Source organism: Paenarthrobacter sp. CC6 (assembly GCF_040560085.1).
GTDB lineage: Bacteria > Actinomycetota > Actinomycetes > Actinomycetales > Micrococcaceae > Arthrobacter > Arthrobacter nicotinovorans.
The window spans coordinates 147181-165068 of the sequence record NZ_JARDAN010000004.1 but is presented as its reverse complement, the minus strand read 5'-3'; the positions used below and the strand labels follow the sequence as shown (position 1 = coordinate 165068).

Here is a 17888-nt window from a genome sequence, read left to right as displayed (position 1 = left end):
GCAGTGGTTGACGTGACCACCTGAGTCTTGATAGAAAGCTTATATCCCTCCGAGAAAACGCTTTCTCAGTTATTCTTCCACACGAACCCGGGCCGTCAAACGGTTCACTCCTGCCTTTTGAAAGGGGCATTCACATGGTCAACGTCGACTCAGCCGAGACCCGGACCCCAGAAGCGGAAACGGCAACCCGGACAGACAGCCGCCAACGGACCAGGATCGCCCTGATTGGAACCGGCGGACGCTCGGAAATGTACATCCGGGCCATCTACGGACAGCACGCGGATGTCGCCGAACTCATTGCCCTTTCGGACGTCAACCAGGGCCGGGTGGACTTTTATCGGGAGCTCATCAAGGAACTCGGTGGAACACAGCCGGTGGCGTCCTTCGAGCCGGGCGAGCTGACCGGCTTCATCCAGGCCAACGGCATCGAACGAGTCATTGTCACCACACCCGATTACACCCACGCGGATTACATCGTCGAGGCACTTGAGGCCGGTGCCGACGTCGTGGTTGAAAAGCCGCTGACCATCGACGTTGAGGGCTGCCGCCGCATCACGGAGGCGGTCGCAAAGACCCGCCGCAACGTGGTGGTCACGTTCAACTACCGCTACTCGCCGCGAAACAGCGCGCTCAAGGAAGTCATCCAGAACGGGGTGATCGGCAAGGTCACGTCCATCGACTTCAGCTGGGTCCTGGACACCGTGCACGGCGCTGACTACTTCCGCCGCTGGCACCGTGAAAAGAAGAACTCCGGGGGCCTGCTGATCCACAAGGCCTCGCACCACTTCGACCTCGTCAACTGGTGGATCAACGACGTTCCGGAGCGCGTGTTCGCATCCGGTGGCCTGCGCTTCTACGGCGACAAGAATGCTGCCGAGCGTGGCTTGGGCTCCCGTCCCGAGCGTGGCACCGTTGATGGCCTTGAGCATGACCCCTTCCGTCTGGACATGCGCGAGGACGAACGCCTGAAGGCCCTGTACTACGACAACGAAAAGTTTGACGGCTACCTCCGCGACCAGGACGTCTTCACCGAAGGCATCACCATCGAAGACAACCTCGCACTGGTGGTGGACTACCAGGGCGGCCCCACACTCAGCTACTCGCTGAACGCCCACAGCCCGTGGGAAGGCTACCGCGTCACCGTCAACGGCACTGAAGGCCGGGCGGAACTCGAAGTGGTGGAACGAGCCGCGGTCGAGTCCAGCACCGACAAGAAGACTGTGGTTGACCCGAGCGCGACACCCATCGAGGAAGAGGACGCAGTCCGCCGTAACGGTGAACGCCTGGTTGTCCAACGACACTGGGAAGCTGCCTACGAGGTCCCCATCATCAATGGCGAGGGTGGTCACGGTGGCGGCGACAACCTGCTGCTCTCGGACCTGTTCAACGGTCCCGGCGAGGACCCGCTGGGCCGCCCGTCCGGCTACATCGACGGGCTTCGCTCGGTGTCCGTGGGAATCGCCGGCAACCAGTCCCTGGACACAGACCTTCCAGTCCGTATCAGCGAGCTTGGCCTCGGGGCTGACCTCAGCCGCAGCCAGGCCTGACCGGTTCACCTACCAACGCAAGGAACAGATCATGAGCAGGATTTTCGTCACCGGTGGTTCCGGCAGGCTTGGCCGCAGCGTGGTGGCCGGTCTCGCCGAAGCAGGCCACGAGGTGATTTCCGTCGACCGGGACGCCATCCCGGCGGAACAGCTGCCAGCCGGAGCCGGGCAATACACCGCAGACCTTCTTGCGCCGGGTGAGGCAGAACGCCTGATCCGGGAAACAGCACCCGACGCCGTCATCCACCTCGCTGCTATCGCCGTACCCTTCAGCGCACCCGAGGACGTCATCTTCAGCACGAACACGCGGCTCGCCTACGCGGTGATCAGCGCGGCCACCGACGCCGGTGTCCCGAAGATCGTGACAGCAAGCAGCCCCACGGCCCTGGGCTACGGCTCGCCGGCCGGGTGGCTGCCGCCGTCGTTCCCCCTGGACGAGCGGACGCCGCCCAAGCCATGGAACGCCTACGCGCTGTCCAAGTTGATCGCCGAGCAAACGGTGCAGATGTTCGCAGCGGCGCAGGGCGACAAGCTCCGGTACGCGGCCTTCCGTCCGTGCTTCGTGATCTCCCCGGAGGAGTGGGAAGGAGCGCTCACGCAGCAAGGCCACACAGTCCGCGAACGCCTGGACGATCCCGCGCTGTCCGCTCCGGCCCTGTTCAACTACGTGGACGCCCGGGATGTCGCCGACTTCCTGGACGTTCTCCTGGACAGGATGGACTCCATCCCAAACGGCGAGGTGTTCTTCGTGGGCGCCAAGGATGCCCTGGCTACAGCGCCCTTGGCGGAACTGTTCCCACGCTTCCTGCCGGGCAGCGGCCCGCTGACCCAACACTTGACCGGCACCAGCCCGGCGTTCTCCATCGACAAAGCCCGCGACCTTTTGGGCTGGGAACCGAAGCGCACCTGGCGCACCGAACTCACCCCGCCCTACGAAGGCCCCGACACTGCCGCAAACCGAGCACCACTCAATGACGAGATCACCGCCGGCCTGGTCCCGGCGGGAGCAACCAAGGAGACACCATGAATTTCGACGGCGTACTGTTCTTCCCCGTCACCCCCTTCGACGAAGACGGCAGCGTTGATGTTGCCCTGCTGAAGGAACACATCACTTCACGGCTCCCGTTCGGTCCGGGCGGCGTCTTCCCGGCGTGCGGCACCGGCGAGTTCCATGCGCTTTCCCTCGATGAGATCCGCACCGTGGTGACTGCCGCCGTCGAGGCCGTTGCGGGTGCCGTTCCCGTGGTCTCCGGTGCCGGCGGCCCGCTGGGCCATGCCATTGCCGCTGCCAAGGTGGCCGAGGAAGCCGGCGCGGACGCCCTCCTGGTGCTCCCGCCCTACCTGGTGACCGGCCCCACCGACGGCGTGGTGGCCTACGTTGAGGCCATCGCTGCGGCGAGCAGCCTGCCCGTGATCGTCTACCACCGCGGAACTGCCAAGTTCACGGCCGAAGCGATCACCCGCCTCACCGCAAACCCGAAGGTAGTCGGCTTCAAGGACGGCATCGGGGACGTGGGGCTGGCCCAGGAAATTGTCTCGGCCATCAACGCGAGCGGGCGTAAGGACTTCGCGCTCTTCAACGGCCTCCTCACTGCGGAATTGACCCAGGGTGCCTACCGTGGCCTGGGCATCCCGCTGTACTCGTCGGCAGCGTTCGCCATGGCCCCCGAAATCGCCAAGGCCTACTACGACGCCTACATCTCAGGTGACGAAGAACGCCGTCACGCGCTGCTTGAGGGCTTCTATGCGCCGCTGGTCCGCCTGCGCGACCAGACCCCCGGCTTTGGCGTCTCCCTTATCAAGGCCGGCCTGAGGCTCGCCGGATTGCCCGTTGGCCCGGTCCGTCCGCCGTTGGTTGATCCCAGCGAGGAACAGCTCCTGGAACTCAAGGCCATCCTGGCCAAGGGCCACGAGCTGGCCGGCAGCTGATGACCGCCCGCATTACGGGCCTCAGCACCCGGCTGATCACGGTGCCGCTGCTACGCAGTTGGGGCGCGGAGGCGCCCGAGAACCACGTGATTGTCACCGAACTGACCACGGACGACGGCGGCACGGGCCACGGCTTCTCATGGACACCGACCATCGGTCCCCAGGCAGTGAAGGCCCTCCTGGACCACGACATCGCCCCCTTCATCCGGGGCGTCGAGGCGAACCCGGAGATTGTGTGGGACCAGCTGTGGAAGCGGCTGCATGAAGCGGGCGGGGGAGGGCTGACCACCATCGCCATGGCGGGCGTGGACCTTGCCCTGTGGGACTTGAAAGCACGCCAGGCGGGAACGTCCGTCACGGGGCTCCTGGGCCTGCGCCAGGAATCCGTGGAGGTGTACGGCTCCGGAGTGAACCTGCACTACTCCCTGGAACAGCTCGTGGAGCAAGCCCAGCGGTGGGTTGCTGCCGGACACAACGCGGTGAAGATCAAAGTGGGCAAGCCCGAGCTCAGGGAGGATGCCGAGCGCGTTGCCGCAGTGCGCCAGGTGATCGGCCCTGACCGGCTGCTCATGATCGACGCCAACCAGCGTTGGGACCTCGCCCACACGTTCCGTGCCTTGGATGTTTTGGGGGAGTACGGACTGGAGTGGCTGGAAGAACCGATTCGTGCCGACGACCTCTGGGCATACCGGCGACTGCGCAAGCACTCGCCGGTTCCCATTGCCCTGGGTGAGAACGTCCACACCATCTACCGCTTCCGTGACTTCATCGAAGCGGAAGCCGTGGACATCATCCAGCCCAACATTGTCCGGGTGGGCGGCATCACCCCATTCCGCAGGATCGTTGAGTTGGCCCGCACCCACAGCATCAGGGTGGCACCGCACTTGCTTCCGGAGCTCTCCGGACAGTTGGCGCTCACCTTGGCTGAGCCGGTCAGCGTGGAGGACGTGGAGGATGCCTCGTTCGGCCAACTCGGGATCCTGGCCGGATCTTCCCCGGTGCGGATCAGCAACACGACAGGCACCATCAGGCTTAGTTCAGCCGGCCTGCCCGGTCTCGGCTTCGAGTTCGCCGGGGCATTGCCGCCGACGCAAGCCACTGACACTTCAGCCCCCGAAAGCAAAGGAAACCGCATTGAGTACAGCAACTCTTGACCTGACCGCCGTCACGGCCGCAGCCACGGCAGCGGCGAAGGTGACCGCAGCAGCTTCCGACGCCGAACGCGCGGCCTGGCTGACCGCCGTCGCCGACGCTTTGGACGCCAACGTCACCGAACTGGTAGCAATCGCCGACTCTGAAACAAGCCTCGGGACCGTCCGGCTCACGGGCGAGGTGGCGAGGACCAGCGGGCAGCTGCGCCTGTTCGCCAACGTCATCACTGAAGGCTCGTACCTCGAAGCCGTCATCGACCACGCTGACCCGTCCGCCACCCCGCCCAAGCCAGACCTGCGCCGCATACTGCGGCCGATCGGTCCCGTGGCCGTGTTCTCGGCGTCGAACTTCCCGTTCGCGTTCTCCGTGGCGGGCGGCGATACAGCGTCCGCGCTGGCTGTTGGCTGCCCGGTGGTCGTCAAAGCACACTCGGGCCACCTTCGGCTGTCCCAGAGGACCGCGGAAATCGTCACCGAGGCGCTGGCCAAGGCCGGAGCCCCGGATGGAACCTTCGCGCTGGTCAGCGGACGCGAAGCCGGCACGGCACTGGTCCAGGACCCGGCCATCAAGGCAGTAGGCTTCACCGGCTCCATCCCCGGCGGCCGGGCGCTGTTCGATCTCGCGACGTCCCGCCCGGAGCCCATCCCGTTCTACGGTGAACTGGGCAGCTTGAACCCGGTGGTCATCACTGCGGACGCGCTCGCCGAACGCGGTCAGCAGCTAGCGGCAGGCCTGGCGGGTTCCTTTACCCAGGGCGCCGGCCAGTTCTGCACCAAGCCCGGACTGGTGTTCATCCCGGCGGGATCGGACTTCGCATCGCACCTTGCCGAGGCCAGCAAGGACAAGCCGACAGCCGCCATGCTGACCGAGCGCATCGCGGAAGCCTATCCGGACGGGCTGCGCAACGTTGCTGAGCAGCCGGGAGTCGCCGTCGTCAGTGGCACGGTGGAGCAGGACAGCCTGGCGGACGGCGCTGCGCCTGTGGTGTTCTCCACCAGCGCCGCAAATGTGCTGGAACGCCCCGATGAGTTGCTGGAGGAATGCTTCGGCCCCACCACGCTGCTGATCGAGTACACCTCCCAGGACGAACTGTCCGCCGCGCTCGCCAAGGTTCCCGGAAGCCTCACGGGCACTGTGCACGCACAACCCGGCGAGGACGTGTCTGCGCTGGTGGAGCAGCTGAGCACTTTGGCCGGCAGGGTCCTGTTCGACGGTTGGCCCACTGGGGTGGCCGTGAACTGGGCCCAGCAACACGGCGGCCCCTACCCGGCCACGACCTCCTTGTTCACGTCCGTGGGCGCCACTGCAGTCCGCCGCTTCCAGCGCCCCGTGGCCTACCAGGACGCGCCGGAGAGCGTGCTGCACCCGGCGCTGCACGACTCCAACCCGCTGGGGATCCCGCGGCGCGTGGACGGCGTCCTGACGCTCGGCTAACGCACCCAACACGAAAGGGGCGGGGTCACCATCACGGTGACCCCGCCCCTTTTCGCGTTACCTGCAGGGTCAGGGACGCAGGGTCAGGGGACGACGGCGGCCGTCCACGTCGGTGGTCGGCCACCGCTCGTCTACGGTCAGGACGCGCAGGCCGGAATCCGTGAGCAGCACGGTGTCCTCGATCTTCACTCCGGGCCCGGACGGGTTCCACGTGAAGGGCTGGTTGAGGACGATGGTGTCCGTGACCTCTGCGGTGACCCGGGGGTCGCGGCCCGCGTAGCCTGCGGGACCACCCTGGTGGTGAAGCGTCCACTGATCATCACCGAATCCGTGGCGGGCGTAAGCTGCCTTGATCCCGGTGAAGACCTCGTTGAGCCGTGCTCCCGGGACCGTGGCCCGGAAAATGTCGGCCTCCACTTCTGCGATGCGGGCCTCGGCGTCGAGCTCCTGAGGAGTGTCCGCGTCGAAAGCCACCCACCGGGTCACGTTGGCAACCAGGCCGTTCCGGCGTGCGCACACCACGGCCATGGCACGGCGGCCGATCGGAGAGTGGGTGGCCAGGGGATGCCGGAAGTCGCTGCGGCCGGCACCGTTGCAGAGGAGGACCAGTGGCTCGGCGCCCACTGACACAATGCGGGCGGCCAGCTGCGAGACCAGTTCGAATTCCGTTGTTTCAGGGGTTGCGGCCGTCAGGACGTCGGTCATCGCCCGCGCCGCATCGACCGAAAGCTCGGAGTACCGGGCTGTTTCGGCGGGGAGCAACTGCTGGCGGGCAGCCCGCAGCTCCGCGGTGACGGCTGCTTCCACCAGCGGGTTGCCGTCGAGGGCCAGGGCCGCCGCTGCCGCATGCAACTGCCCGTGCCACGGCACAGTGTCCAGGCTGACGCCCGCCGGCAATTCTTCGGCAGCTATCCGCGCGGCCTCGTTGTTGAACGTGACCAGGTGGTCGCCGCTGCGGTCCACCAGGAGGGCCGCAATGGGGTCTCCTGCCAAGCTGATGTGCACCCGGCTGCCGTCCAGGTACCAGGTGAGGGCGGTGTTGGACGTGAGCAGCAATGAGTCGTGGCCCGCTTTGTCCAGTATGTCCAGGACACGACGACGCTTCACGGCACGGTCTGCAACGTTTCCCGGAGCTGTCGTTGCCGGAACCGCAGCGGATTGAGTAGGTATGGTCATGACTGTTCCCCCAAAGTGGTGATGAGTTGTTCGATGTCCTGTGTCGCGAGGAACCCGTCCGCGATAAGTACTGTCACTGTCCGGTGGACCGGGCGGCCGGGCTTCGTCGCCACGGGCCGGTCCCACGCCAGGGAGAGCCCGACGCCGGGATAGCCGGCGTGCCGGACGAACCAAGGGTCCGGAGCCTGCGGAGCGGCCAGAAAGACGAGTGTGGCGGGGTGTCCCAGCCCGGGATCGCCCGTGGCCTGCGCCGCGCCGGAGGTCCCGGCGTCGAAAGTTCCCGACCACGCCAGCCACGGTGTAACACTGCCGTGCACGGCGTCCTCGCCCCGGGCTTCCGGGGTCCAGATGGTGGCATCGCCAACCTTCGGCAAACGCCAGAAGAAGCCGCCGTAACCGCCCTGTGGCCGCCCGTTGGAACCCGGGCTGCCCAGCAGCACAGGACGGCCGGTGGCGGACTCCAGTGTGAAGTCCAGCGTCATTTTCCACGCGGAATTCCCGACGGCGGCCCAGCGCCAACTGCGCTGCTCGCGGAGCACAGGAGACCCGTCAGGCCCTACCCAGCTCAGCTGCTCCTGCCTGTACCCGTCGCCCTGTTCCGCGGAATCAAGGACGATCCTGCCGTGGTCCTTCCGCCAGACATAGGCTCCGGCATCACGGGTGTAGGTCCTGCCTCCCCAGAAGTTGACGCCATCCACGTCCTGGAGGGCCACGCCCGCTCCCAGGTGCCACACGTGGTCCTCCGGGATGTGATCGGTCACGACGGTTCCGGCCAGGGTGCGCACAGGGTGGAGGTACGGACGCGGCGAAGATGTTGCCCGGATGAGGGACCCGTCCCGGAGAGTCGCAACGGGGGTTCCGTTGATCTCGAGCGTGGGCCCACCGGACACAGTCCATGGAGCGCCGAGCTCCGCGAAGGTTGATTGGCCCAGTGCTGCCCGTTGGATCAGGGATTCAATGCCGTGGACTACGGGGTGGGCGTCATCGCCGTCGCCCTCCCATGTCACCCGGTCCGGGTGTATCGGCCGTGGCGATTCGGCAGTGCGGATGGCCTCGAGGACCGCCATGTATGCGCCGGCGCCGCTGAGGGGGCTGAGCAGTTCCGCTTCGCTCCGTGCACCCAACAGGTTCTCCAGCAGGTCGGCACGGCCGAATGTTTCGGTCCGGACCCCCTCTGCGGTGGTGATCTCCACGCGGTCTTCCGTGTAGGAGAGCGTGAGCTGGCCCAGCGTGCCGAACACGGTGACCGACGGCTCGGTCTGTACGGGTGCGCAAAGCGTCAGTGCGCAGGTCAGCACGGTGCCGTCCGTTGTCCGCACCCGGACTACGGAGGTGTCGTCGCTTTCGGTGTCGTTTGCCCTGTAGAGGTCCGTGTCCACGGACTGCACATCGGCCACGGTCCGGGCACCTGCAAGTCGCAGTCCGGTTGCCACGGCGTGAGCCAGGGCATTGGTGGCCACGCCGTCCACCACGTCCGTTCCGTTGAGGCTGCGCTTGCCTGCCCAGCGGGAACGCTTGAAGTATGCCTTGTTCCGCAGCCACAACCCTGTGGCGCTGATGCCCCGGACCTCGCCGATTTCGCCGGATGCCACCAGGGCTTCGATCGCGGGAAGGGCTTCTGAACCCAGGCTCTGGAACCCCACTTGCACCAGTCGGCCGGCGCTCGCCGCAGCTGCCATCACTTCCTCGTATTGCGCCATGGACGCCACGGGCGGCTTTTCCAGATACACGTTGGCCCCGGCCTGGAGGGCAGCGAGTGCCAGGGGCGCGTGCGTCTGGATCGGCGTGGAAACGATGACGACATCGGGGGCCGTCCCTGCAGCGAGGAGTTCGTCGAGGGAAGCGAAGACTTCCACTTCGGGGCCGACAGTTCCGTCGGCCGGCGGCAGCGGATCGGCGACGGCCACCAGTTCAAGGACGCCGTCAGCGCCCAGGCGCTCAAGGTTTTCCAGGTGCCTTTCGCCGAAGCCGTGCACACCCACCAATGCGATGCGGGGAGTCCGGGGGCGGGCGTCCACTGTGACGGTGGTTGAGGGTTGGGTCATGAGTCTGTCCTAGTGCGGTCCGGTAAGGGTGAATTGATGCGGTGCCGGGTCTGCAGGGAGGTGGCGAGGAACGCTGCCGCCTCCTCCTGCATGGCCGGGGTGAAAACGTGTGGTTCCTGCCAGAAGCTGCCGGTGTACAGCCCGCGCGGCAGTTGCCGGGACAGGCGGGCGTGGGCGTCGCGCATTCCCTGCTCGGGGAAGAGGGCGTCAGCCATTGCGTACTGGACCAGCACACGGGCCGGGGACCGCGTGGCCAGGTCCGGCCAGTCCCCGAGCTTGGCGAGGCCGGGGGAGTGCAGCAACCACGAGTGCGCATCCAGGTACGCCGGCAGCAGCGAGGCGAAGGTGGTCATCATGCACGTCACCACATAGCTGCGGATCACAGGGCTCAGGGCAGCAAGCATCAAGGCCCGGCCGCCCCCGCCTGAAAACCCGAGGCAGGCTATCCGGTCCCGGTCCACCCCGGGCAGCGTGGCGAGGATTCCCAACGCCGCCAGATCGTCGTGGGCAACGGTCCCGGCAATGGTGGTTCCCATGAGTGCCGCCGCTTTCGCCACGGTTTCCTCATGGAGCGCCGCCGCAGCGTCGTAGCGTTGCTGCGCGGAAGGTTCGACGCCGGCCTCCCGCCAGAGTGCCTGCTGGCCGTCAACTGCGGTAGCCGCCCGCCGCGGCAGGGGATCCAGGACGAACCGGCGGCTGCCCCACATGAAAGCGTCGTGGGCCAGGACCGCGAAACCCTGCTGTGCCAGCCACGTAGCGAGGGCCCGCCCGCCGTAAAGACTGGCCCGGATTTCCAGAGGAGGGATCCCGGCGTCGTGACCGGCGGGCTGACCGGGCTGATTTTGGAGGGCCACCAATCGCTCGGCGCCGTAGAACTTGATACCGCCATGGCAGTGCAGGGCGAGCACCGCCGGAAGCGGGCCGGTAACTTGTGCAGGGCGCACAAACCAAGCGGCTGTCCGGGGCCCGAAGCGCAACTGCCAGGACAGCGAGGAGGTGATGACGCCGTCGTGCTCCGTCTCCCGGTGAGTCGTGTACGAAAGGCCCGAAACTATTGCGGGCACGCCCAAGATATCGGCCAGGTCCCTGCGCTCCGGGGAGTCCGCCTCATGGCGATGGGATGCCAGGTAGACGGGCCAGTCTTCGTAACCACCCAGCGCGGTGGGGCGGGTGGATGGCCCTGCCACGTCAGTTCGGGTCATGGCAGGCGGGGTCGGTGGGAAACAATGGTGTCCTGCCTTGTCGATGCGGAGGGTATGCGAATGCGCACGCCGGGCTTCTTCAGCGTGGAAAACCGTATTGGGCGAGTTCGCAAGAAAACGCTTTCTCAAAAATTAGCAAAAGGCTGTACATGGGTCAAGAAAACGTTTACTTTGGTACGGAGCCGCTGAAACCGGGACCCGCATCCTGGCACTTCGAAGGGGTAGCGCCAGAGCATCGGCGACGTCCCGGCAGGCAAACACCAACCACACTCGTACTCCGTGGATGGCCACGATGACCAAAGGAGACCACATGGCCGCATACGAATACGCGGGGACGCCGCAAGGCGCCCGCGGGACGGCGAGGGGGAAGCAATGAGCGCTATTGGCGAACTCTCAACCATGACGCGCCGCAAGGGCCCCATGACCAAGGAAGAGAAGAAGGCAAACGGGCGCGACAACAAGGCCGCCTACGTCTTTCTCCTTCCGTGGCTGCTTGGCCTGGCGGTCATCACGGTGGGGCCCATGCTCATGTCGCTCTACCTGTCCTTCACGGACTACAACCTCCTCCAGCCCCCGGAATGGGTGGGCCTGGACAACTTCGTCCGAATGTTCGGCGATGCCCGGTTGCACAACTCGCTACGGGTCACGTTCACCTACGTGCTGGTCGGCGTACCTCTGCAGCTGGCGGTTGCCTTGGTGATCGCCCTCGTCCTGGACAAGGGCCTTCGCGGTTTGCCGTTCTACCGTTCCATCTTCTACTTGCCCTCCCTGCTGGGCGGCTCCGTGGCTGTTGCCATCCTCTGGAAGCAGATCTTCGGCACCACCGGTCTGGTGAACCAGGTCCTGGCGATGATCGGAATAGAAGGGCCGGGCTGGATCTCGGATCCCAATACCGCTCTCGGCTCGATCATCCTGCTCCACGTGTGGACCTTCGGCAGCCCCATGATCATCTTCCTGGCCGGGCTGCGGCAGATTCCGGTGATGTACTACGAGGCAGCCAAGGTGGATGGGGCCACCACGCTCCAGCAGTTCTGGCGGATCACCCTGCCCATGCTGAGCCCCATCATCTTCTTCAACCTGGTGCTGCAGATCATCGGTTCGTTCCAGTCGTTCACCCAGGCGTTCATCGTCTCCGGCGGCAACGGCGGACCGTCCGACTCCACCATGTTCTTCACCCTGTACCTCTACCAAAAGGGCTTCGGCCAGTTTGATATGGGCTACGCCTCAGCGATGGCCTGGTTCCTGCTGGTCATCATCGGTGTCTTCACTGCCATCAACTTCATCGCTTCAAAGTATTGGGTGTTCTACGATGACTAAACTCCAGACCCTCCCCGCCGCTAATGGCGGTTCCGCCGAAAAGTCCGGAAAGAACCCACGCCGGCGTGAATCCCGCGGAAGCCTGGCTTTCAGCCGCAGTGCCCGCGTCAAAGGCCTGATCAAGCACGCGATCCTCATCATTGTGGGCGGCGTGATGATCTACCCCTTGCTGTGGATGGTGATCTCTTCCCTGCGGCCGAATGACCTCATCTTCCGTGAGCCCGGACTGTGGCTGAACAACCTTGAAATGAGCAACTACACGGATGGTTGGTCGGCGCTGACCCACCCGTTCGGTCATTACATGATCAACTCGGCGATCGTGGTCCTGGGCTCGATTGTTGGCAACCTGGTTTCCTGTTCCATGGCTGCCTATGCGTTCGCCCGGCTGCAGTTCACCGGCAAGAAGCTGTTCTTCGGCATCATGCTGCTGACCATCATGCTGCCGTTCCACGTGGTGATCGTTCCGCAGTACATCCTGTTCTCGCAGATCGGCTGGGTAAATACTTTCTGGCCGCTGATTGTTCCCAAGCTGCTCGCCACGGATGCGTTCTTCGTGTTCCTGATGGTCCAGTTCATCCGCGGCATTCCGAAGGACCTCGATGAAGCAGCGCGCATTGACGGCGCAGGGCACCCCAGGATCTTCCTCCGGGTCATCCTTCCGCTGATGGTCCCGGCCCTGGCCACCACCACCATCTTCACCTTCATCTGGACCTGGAACGACTTCTTCGGGGCCCTGATCTACCTGACGGACCCGGACATGTTCACAGTTCCCGTCGCCCTTCGCGCCTTTGTCGATTCGCAGTCGGCCACCAGCTGGGGATCGCTGTTCGCGATGTCCATCGTGTCCCTGCTGCCGGTCTTCCTGGTGTTCCTCTTCGGCCAGAGGTTCCTCATCAAGGGCATCGCCACCACCGGTATCAAGTAGACGTGCCGGTCACCATCCGGAGGGGGCGGCCCCCTCCGGGTGAGTGGCCGCCGTCGGACGTCCCGGACAAGAACAAAATGACATCTTGTCATACAAGAATGTGACTTGTACCATAAATACCAAGCAAGAAAACGCTTTCTCAGTCTTTCCATCGCATCAGGATCAACGAAGATCGGAGACATCAGTGCCCGTACATCCAGAGGGTGAAGCAGTCGCCCCCGCAGCAGCAACGTCAACAGGAGGACCCTTGGTGGCCAAGGCCAAACGCACCAAGCGCAAGCTCCGTGCCTCTGCCCTGATCGCCGCTACGGCCGCCGCGGTCCTTGCACTTACCGCCTGTGGCGGAGGTTCGGAACCCAAGAGTGCCGACGGCAAAGTGGAGCTCCGCTTCTCCTGGTGGGGTGGAGACAAGAGGGCCCAGCTGACGCAGGAAGCCATCAAGGCGTTCGAAGCCGAGAACCCCAACATCACCGTCAAGGCTGAGTTCGGCGACTGGTCCGGATACTGGGACAAGCTCGCGACGCAGGTCGCTGCCAACGACGCTCCGGACATCATTCAGATGGACGAAAAGTACATCACCGAATACTCCACCCGAGGCGCCTTGCTCGACCTCTCCAAGTACGACATCGATACCTCCAAACTCGATGAAGCTGCGCTGAACGCAGGCAAGGGCGAGAAGGGCCTCACAGGCATCGCGGCCGGCATCAATGCAGCGACAATTCTCGCGAACCCGGCAGTCTTCCAGGCAGCCGGCGTCCAACTCCCGGACGACAAGACCTGGACGTGGGAAGACTTCGAGCGCATTGCCGCCGAAGTGACCGCCAAGTCTCCCAAGGGGACTTACGGTGCCGCAGCCTACGGCACGGACGAGGCTTCGCTCGGGGTCTGGCTGCGACAGAACGGCAAGTCGCTCTACACCCAGGACGGCAAGCTTGGCTTCGAGCCCAATGACATCAAGGGCTACTGGGAATTCCTCAAGGAGATGAGCGAGAAGAAGGCAGTCCCGTCGGCGTCGGAAATCGTTGAAGCGGAAGCTTCGCCGCTCGACCAGAGCGGGCTGGCAACCGGCAAGAACGGTATGGCGTTCTGGTGGTCCAACCAGCTCCCCGCCCTTGAGAAGGCAGCGGGCGGCGAACTCCAGATCCTCCGGTTCCCGTCCAAGACGGGCAAGGCTGACGATGCCGGGCTTTGGTACAAGGCCTCACAGTTCTGGTCGGCGTCCTCACGGACCAAGCACCCTGAAGAAGCCGCCAAGTTCATCGACTTCCTGACCAACAACGTCAAGGCCGGCGAGATCCTCCTCGCTGACCGCGGCGTCTACCCGAACTCCGAGGTCCGGGAGGCTATCGCGCCCAAGCTGGCCAAGGCAGACGTCAAGGTGGTTGACTTCATCAGCGCCATCAAGGACGAGCTCGGTGATGCGCCGGCGGCTCCGCCGAAGGGTGCAGGTGCCATCCAAGAAATCATCAAGCGCTACACCTCGGAAGTCATGTTCGACAGGCTTTCGGCAGAAGAAGCAGGCAAGAAGGCAGTGGACGAAATGAAGTCCGCCATCAGTTAGCAACGTCGCAGCAGGAACCGTGCCCCGGGCTGATCATTCGTGATCCGTCCGGGGCACGATCTTTTGCGTGCCGGTCAGCTTTCGGCGATGACTGCGACGGCGCCGGCGGGAACCACTCCACTGAAGCGGGCCCCGCTGAGGAGGTCCTCGCCGTCGGCCTTGACGGTGGCGTCCTCGGTGCTGTGGTTGATGGCAAACAGGAAGGTCCGGCCGTCGTCGCACCGCCGGCGTGACAGCTCGACGCCGACGGAGGCCTCGGTCACCGGCCTCACCCCGGCTTCTTCAACCAGTCGTGCGGTCAGCGCTTCAATCCCGGCGGCGTCCGGGAGGGTGGCGAGGTACCACGCCGATCCCGTCCCGACGCTGCGCCGGGTCAGTGCCGGAACGCCCTCCAGCGGGTAGCCGGTGAACGTCGCCTCCACGTGTGTCGCCGGTTCCGCGTGGACGTGTTCGCTCCAGACCGAAGCGTCAGTGCCGTCGCTCAGGGTGATGATGGCGCCGGGGAACAGCGGGTGGAATTCCTCGCTGCGGATTCCCAGGAGATCCCGGAAAGCGCCGGGGTAGCCACCCAGGCGCACATGGTCCCTCTCGTCCACGATGCCGCTGAAGTAGCTGATGAGGACAGTGGCTCCACCTGCCGCGGCTGCGGCGATGGAAGCTGCTGCCGCATCTGTCACGGAGTACAACGTGCACACCAGGATCAGCTCGTAGCCGGACAAATCGGCGCCGGGATGGACGAAGTCGGTGCTGATTCCCTGCAGGTAGAGTGCCCGGTGGAAGGCCCGCATGGTGTCCAGATACTTCAGCGAATTGCTCGGATGCGAGTCCAGTTCCGAAGCCCACCAGGCCTCGTAGTCGAACACGATCGCCACCTTGGAGTCCACCCGTGAACCCTTGACCGGTTCCAGCTTGGACAGGGCTTCTCCAAGCTCCACGACGTTCCGCCACACCTGGGTTTCGCGTCCGCCATGGGGGACCATGGCGGAGTGGAACTTCTCTGATCCGGCTTTGCTTTGCCGCCACTGGAAGAACATGACGGCGTCAGCGCCGCGGGCCACGTGGCTGAGGGAGTTGCGCAGCATTTCGCCGGGCATTTTGGGCTGGTTGTGCGGCTGCCAGTTGACCGCTGATGTCGAGTGCTCCATCAGGATCCAGGGCGCGCCGCCTGCCACGGCGCGGGTGAGATCGGCACTGAAGGCCAGTTCGATGTGGCGCTCGGGGTCGGCGGCCACCAGGTAGTGGTCGTTTGCCACGACGTCCATGTCTTTGGACCAGTCGAAGTAGTCCAGTGACTTGGTAGCGCTGGACACCATGAAGTTGGTGGTGGCCGGAATGTCAGGTGTGACCTCCCGGATGACTGCCAGCAGTTCGCGGTAGTAGTCGATGAACACCCACGAATTGAAACGGGCAAAATCAAGTTGCTGCCCTGGGTTCAGGGTGGTGGGGGCGGCACCCGGCGGGATGATCTCGTCAAAGGACGCGTAGTGCTGGGACCAGAAGGCCGTTCCCCACGATTCGTTGAGTTCTTCAATGGCGCCGTACCGCCGCTCGAGCCAGGCCCGGAACGCGGCTGCGTCTTCTTCGCCGTGGAACTCGCCCACGTGGCAGCCGAGTTCATTGTCCACGTGCCAGAGGGCCAGGGCCGGGTGGTCTTTATAGCGTTCGGCGATGACCCTCGTCATGGTGGTGGCGTACCTGCGGTACACGGCGGACGACGGCGTGTAGTGGCGTCGGGAGCCCCTCTCAAGTCTGGTTCCTTCCGCCGAGACGGGCAGGATTTCGGGGTACTTGCGGGCCAGCCATGCCGGCGGTGATGCGGTAGCTGTGGCCAGGGCAACCTTGATGCCGGCTCCGTGGAGGTTGTCCATGACATCGTCCAGCCAGGCGAAATCGTAGTTGCCCTCGGTGGGTTCAAGCAGGCCCCAGGAGAAGATCCCGACGCTGAGGAAGGTGACGCCCGCTTCCTTCATAAGTCCGATGTCTTCCAAACGGACGTCCTCGGGCCACTGTTCCGGGTTGTAGTCACCGCCGTAAGCGATGCCGTCCAGGCTGCTCCACACGTCGGGGCGGTGGGGTGTTTCGGGGGAGGTCATGGGGACTCCTTGCTCGGGTTGCCGGATTTGGATGGAAGCTGTGTGTGGAAATGGGCGAAACCCACTGTCTTTGGAAAACGCTTGCCCAGATGGTGCATTGAGGATATTGTATCGATTCAGAACGAGTGTAAGCGAGATCACTGCCACGTTGCAGAAACTCGGAAAGCTTGCACCAACTGAGCAAGGAGGCTCTCATGATCGACAGAAGGAAATTCCTCACCACGGTGGCTCTCGGCACTGCATCTGCCGCGTTCCTCTCCGCTTGTGGCCAGTCGTCGTCGTCCAGCGGACAGGCCGGTTCCGCGGACAACCCCGTCACTATCACCTACACCTGGTGGGGCAACGACGACCGTGCCGAACGCACCCGCAAGGCCATTGCGTTGTTTGAGTCCAAGAACCCGGACATCAAGGTCAACGGCAACTTCTCGGACTTCGCGGGCTACTGGCAGAAGCGTGCTACGGAGGCCGCCGGCGGTGGCCTGCCGGATGTGATGCAGTGGGACCTGTCCTATCTGCGCGATTACGGGCAGCGGAACCAGCTCCTGGACCTGGGCACCGTAAAGATCAACACGGACGCCTTTGAGAAGTCCCTCCTTCCGTCGGGCCAGATCCGCGGCAAGACCTACGGCATCCCCACCAGCACCAACGCCTTCGCGGTGTACTACGACCCCGCCAAGCTCGCTTCACTGGGCATTGCGGAGCCGGACGGTTCCTGGAACTACAAGGAATTCAACGCGTTCCTGGCTGAGGTTGGCGCCAAGGGTAACGGCACACTGTTCGGCGGCACCGACTACACGGGCATCTGGTGGAACTTCAACATCTGGCTGCGGCAGAACAACATCAAGGCCTTCACCGACGAAGGCAAGCTCGGTTTCTCCAAAGACGACCTGAAGAAGTGGTGGAACCTCACCGCGGACCTGCGCGGTACCGGTGCGATTGTGGGCGAAGACAAGGCCACCCAGCTGCTGCCCAAGTCCCCGTTCGGTTCGAATGTCACCGCTACCGAAGTCACCTGGGACAACTTCATGGCCGGGTACCTCGCGGACAGCGGCGCCAAGGAACTCAAGCTGGTGCCGGTCCCATCGGATGATCCGGACAACCTGGGCCTGTTCCTCAAGCCGTCCATGTTGATGGTGGCCAGCGCGAAGACCAAGTACAAGGACGCTGCTGCACGCTTCATCGACTTCATGGTCAACGATCCCGAGGTCGGCCAGATCTTCAAGACCTCCCGCGGTGTACCGGCGTCGAAGACCCAGCGCGACGGAACCACCTTCGAAGGCACCGACAAGCTCGTCGTCGATTACGAGAAGTCCATCGAGAAGTACCTCAAGGACGCACCGGAGCCGCCCATCGTTGGTTTCGGCACCCTCGAGTCCACGTTCAAGCGGGTCACCCAGGACCTGAACTACGGAAAGCTCACCGTGGACGGCGCAGTGGATGCGTGGTTCAAGGAAGCCGAAGACCTCATCAAGCAGAACGCCTGATCCAGACCTTCCGTGTCTGATCC

Annotated in this window: 13 protein-coding genes; 9 read left to right on the top strand and 4 right to left on the bottom strand. The window is 64.4% G+C overall.

The window, feature by feature from the left end; all coding sequences use genetic code 11:
* The first annotated feature begins 134 nt into the window (after positions 1 to 134).
* The 5 genes from PV760_RS02410 to PV760_RS02390 are packed head-to-tail and all read left to right on the top strand — an operon-like array spanning position 135 to position 6062.
* Positions 135 to 1547 carry a Gfo/Idh/MocA family protein gene (locus PV760_RS02410; RefSeq protein WP_354627078.1) on the top strand — a complete coding sequence of 471 codons (1413 nt, stop codon included), beginning with the start codon at positions 135 to 137 and terminating at the stop codon, positions 1545 to 1547.
* 31 nt (positions 1548 to 1578) lie between these two features.
* Complete coding sequence (locus tag PV760_RS02405; protein WP_275776076.1) at positions 1579 to 2574, top strand: NAD-dependent epimerase/dehydratase family protein; 996 nt, start codon at positions 1579 to 1581, stop codon at positions 2572 to 2574.
* The gene (locus PV760_RS02400; protein ID WP_354627077.1) at positions 2571 to 3476 is read left to right on the top strand and encodes a 5-dehydro-4-deoxyglucarate dehydratase; all 906 of its coding nucleotides are present in this window, start codon (positions 2571 to 2573) and stop codon (positions 3474 to 3476) included. Before PV760_RS02405 ends, PV760_RS02400 begins: the two co-directional genes overlap by 4 nt.
* Positions 3476 to 4630 (top strand): mandelate racemase/muconate lactonizing enzyme family protein, encoded by a 1155-nt coding sequence (locus PV760_RS02395; RefSeq protein WP_354627076.1) that lies wholly within the window; start codon positions 3476 to 3478, stop codon positions 4628 to 4630. Before PV760_RS02400 ends, PV760_RS02395 begins: the two co-directional genes overlap by 1 nt.
* The gene (locus PV760_RS02390) at positions 4611 to 6062 is read left to right on the top strand and encodes an aldehyde dehydrogenase (NADP(+)) (RefSeq protein WP_354627075.1); all 1452 of its coding nucleotides are present in this window, start codon (positions 4611 to 4613) and stop codon (positions 6060 to 6062) included. Before PV760_RS02395 ends, PV760_RS02390 begins: the two co-directional genes overlap by 20 nt.
* 69 nt (positions 6063 to 6131) lie before the next feature.
* Here PV760_RS02390 and PV760_RS02385 read toward each other — a convergent pair whose 3' ends face one another.
* The 3 genes from PV760_RS02385 to PV760_RS02375 are packed head-to-tail and all read right to left on the bottom strand — an operon-like array spanning position 6132 to position 10485.
* Positions 6132 to 7238 (bottom strand): M24 family metallopeptidase, encoded by a 1107-nt coding sequence (locus PV760_RS02385; protein ID WP_354627074.1) that lies wholly within the window; start codon positions 7236 to 7238, stop codon positions 6132 to 6134.
* Positions 7235 to 9283, bottom strand: coding sequence for a DUF6807 family protein (locus tag PV760_RS02380; RefSeq protein WP_354627073.1), 2049 nt, complete (start codon positions 9281 to 9283; stop codon positions 7235 to 7237). The genes PV760_RS02385 and PV760_RS02380 overlap by 4 nt, the downstream gene beginning before the upstream one ends.
* The gene (locus tag PV760_RS02375; protein ID WP_354627072.1) at positions 9280 to 10485 is read right to left on the bottom strand and encodes a dienelactone hydrolase family protein; all 1206 of its coding nucleotides are present in this window, start codon (positions 10483 to 10485) and stop codon (positions 9280 to 9282) included. The genes PV760_RS02380 and PV760_RS02375 overlap by 4 nt, the downstream gene beginning before the upstream one ends.
* 372 nt (positions 10486 to 10857) lie before the next feature.
* Between PV760_RS02375 and PV760_RS02370 the strand changes: the two genes are divergently transcribed.
* The 3 genes from PV760_RS02370 (at position 10858) to PV760_RS02360 (ending at position 14288) form a co-directional block, all read left to right on the top strand.
* Positions 10858 to 11802: a carbohydrate ABC transporter permease gene (locus tag PV760_RS02370; protein WP_026267057.1), complete on the top strand. Its 945-nt coding sequence runs from the start codon at positions 10858 to 10860 to the stop codon at positions 11800 to 11802.
* Entirely contained in the window at positions 11795 to 12727 is a 933-nt protein-coding gene (locus PV760_RS02365) for a carbohydrate ABC transporter permease (protein WP_018776995.1), read from the top strand. Before PV760_RS02370 ends, PV760_RS02365 begins: the two co-directional genes overlap by 8 nt.
* 184 nt (positions 12728 to 12911) lie before the next feature.
* Entirely contained in the window at positions 12912 to 14288 is a 1377-nt protein-coding gene (locus tag PV760_RS02360; protein ID WP_354627070.1) for an ABC transporter substrate-binding protein, read from the top strand.
* 74 nt (positions 14289 to 14362) lie between these two features.
* On the opposite strand, the gene PV760_RS02355 is transcribed toward PV760_RS02360, so the two are convergent.
* Entirely contained in the window at positions 14363 to 16381 is a 2019-nt protein-coding gene (locus PV760_RS02355) for a beta-galactosidase (RefSeq protein ID WP_354627069.1), read from the bottom strand.
* Positions 16382 to 16575: 194 nt separating this feature from the next.
* On the opposite strand from PV760_RS02355, the gene PV760_RS02350 reads away from it, so the two are divergent.
* A complete protein-coding gene (locus tag PV760_RS02350) occupies positions 16576 to 17865 on the top strand; it encodes an ABC transporter substrate-binding protein (RefSeq protein WP_110503697.1) in 1290 nt (429 codons plus the stop codon).
* Positions 17866 to 17888: the final 23 nt, after the last annotated feature.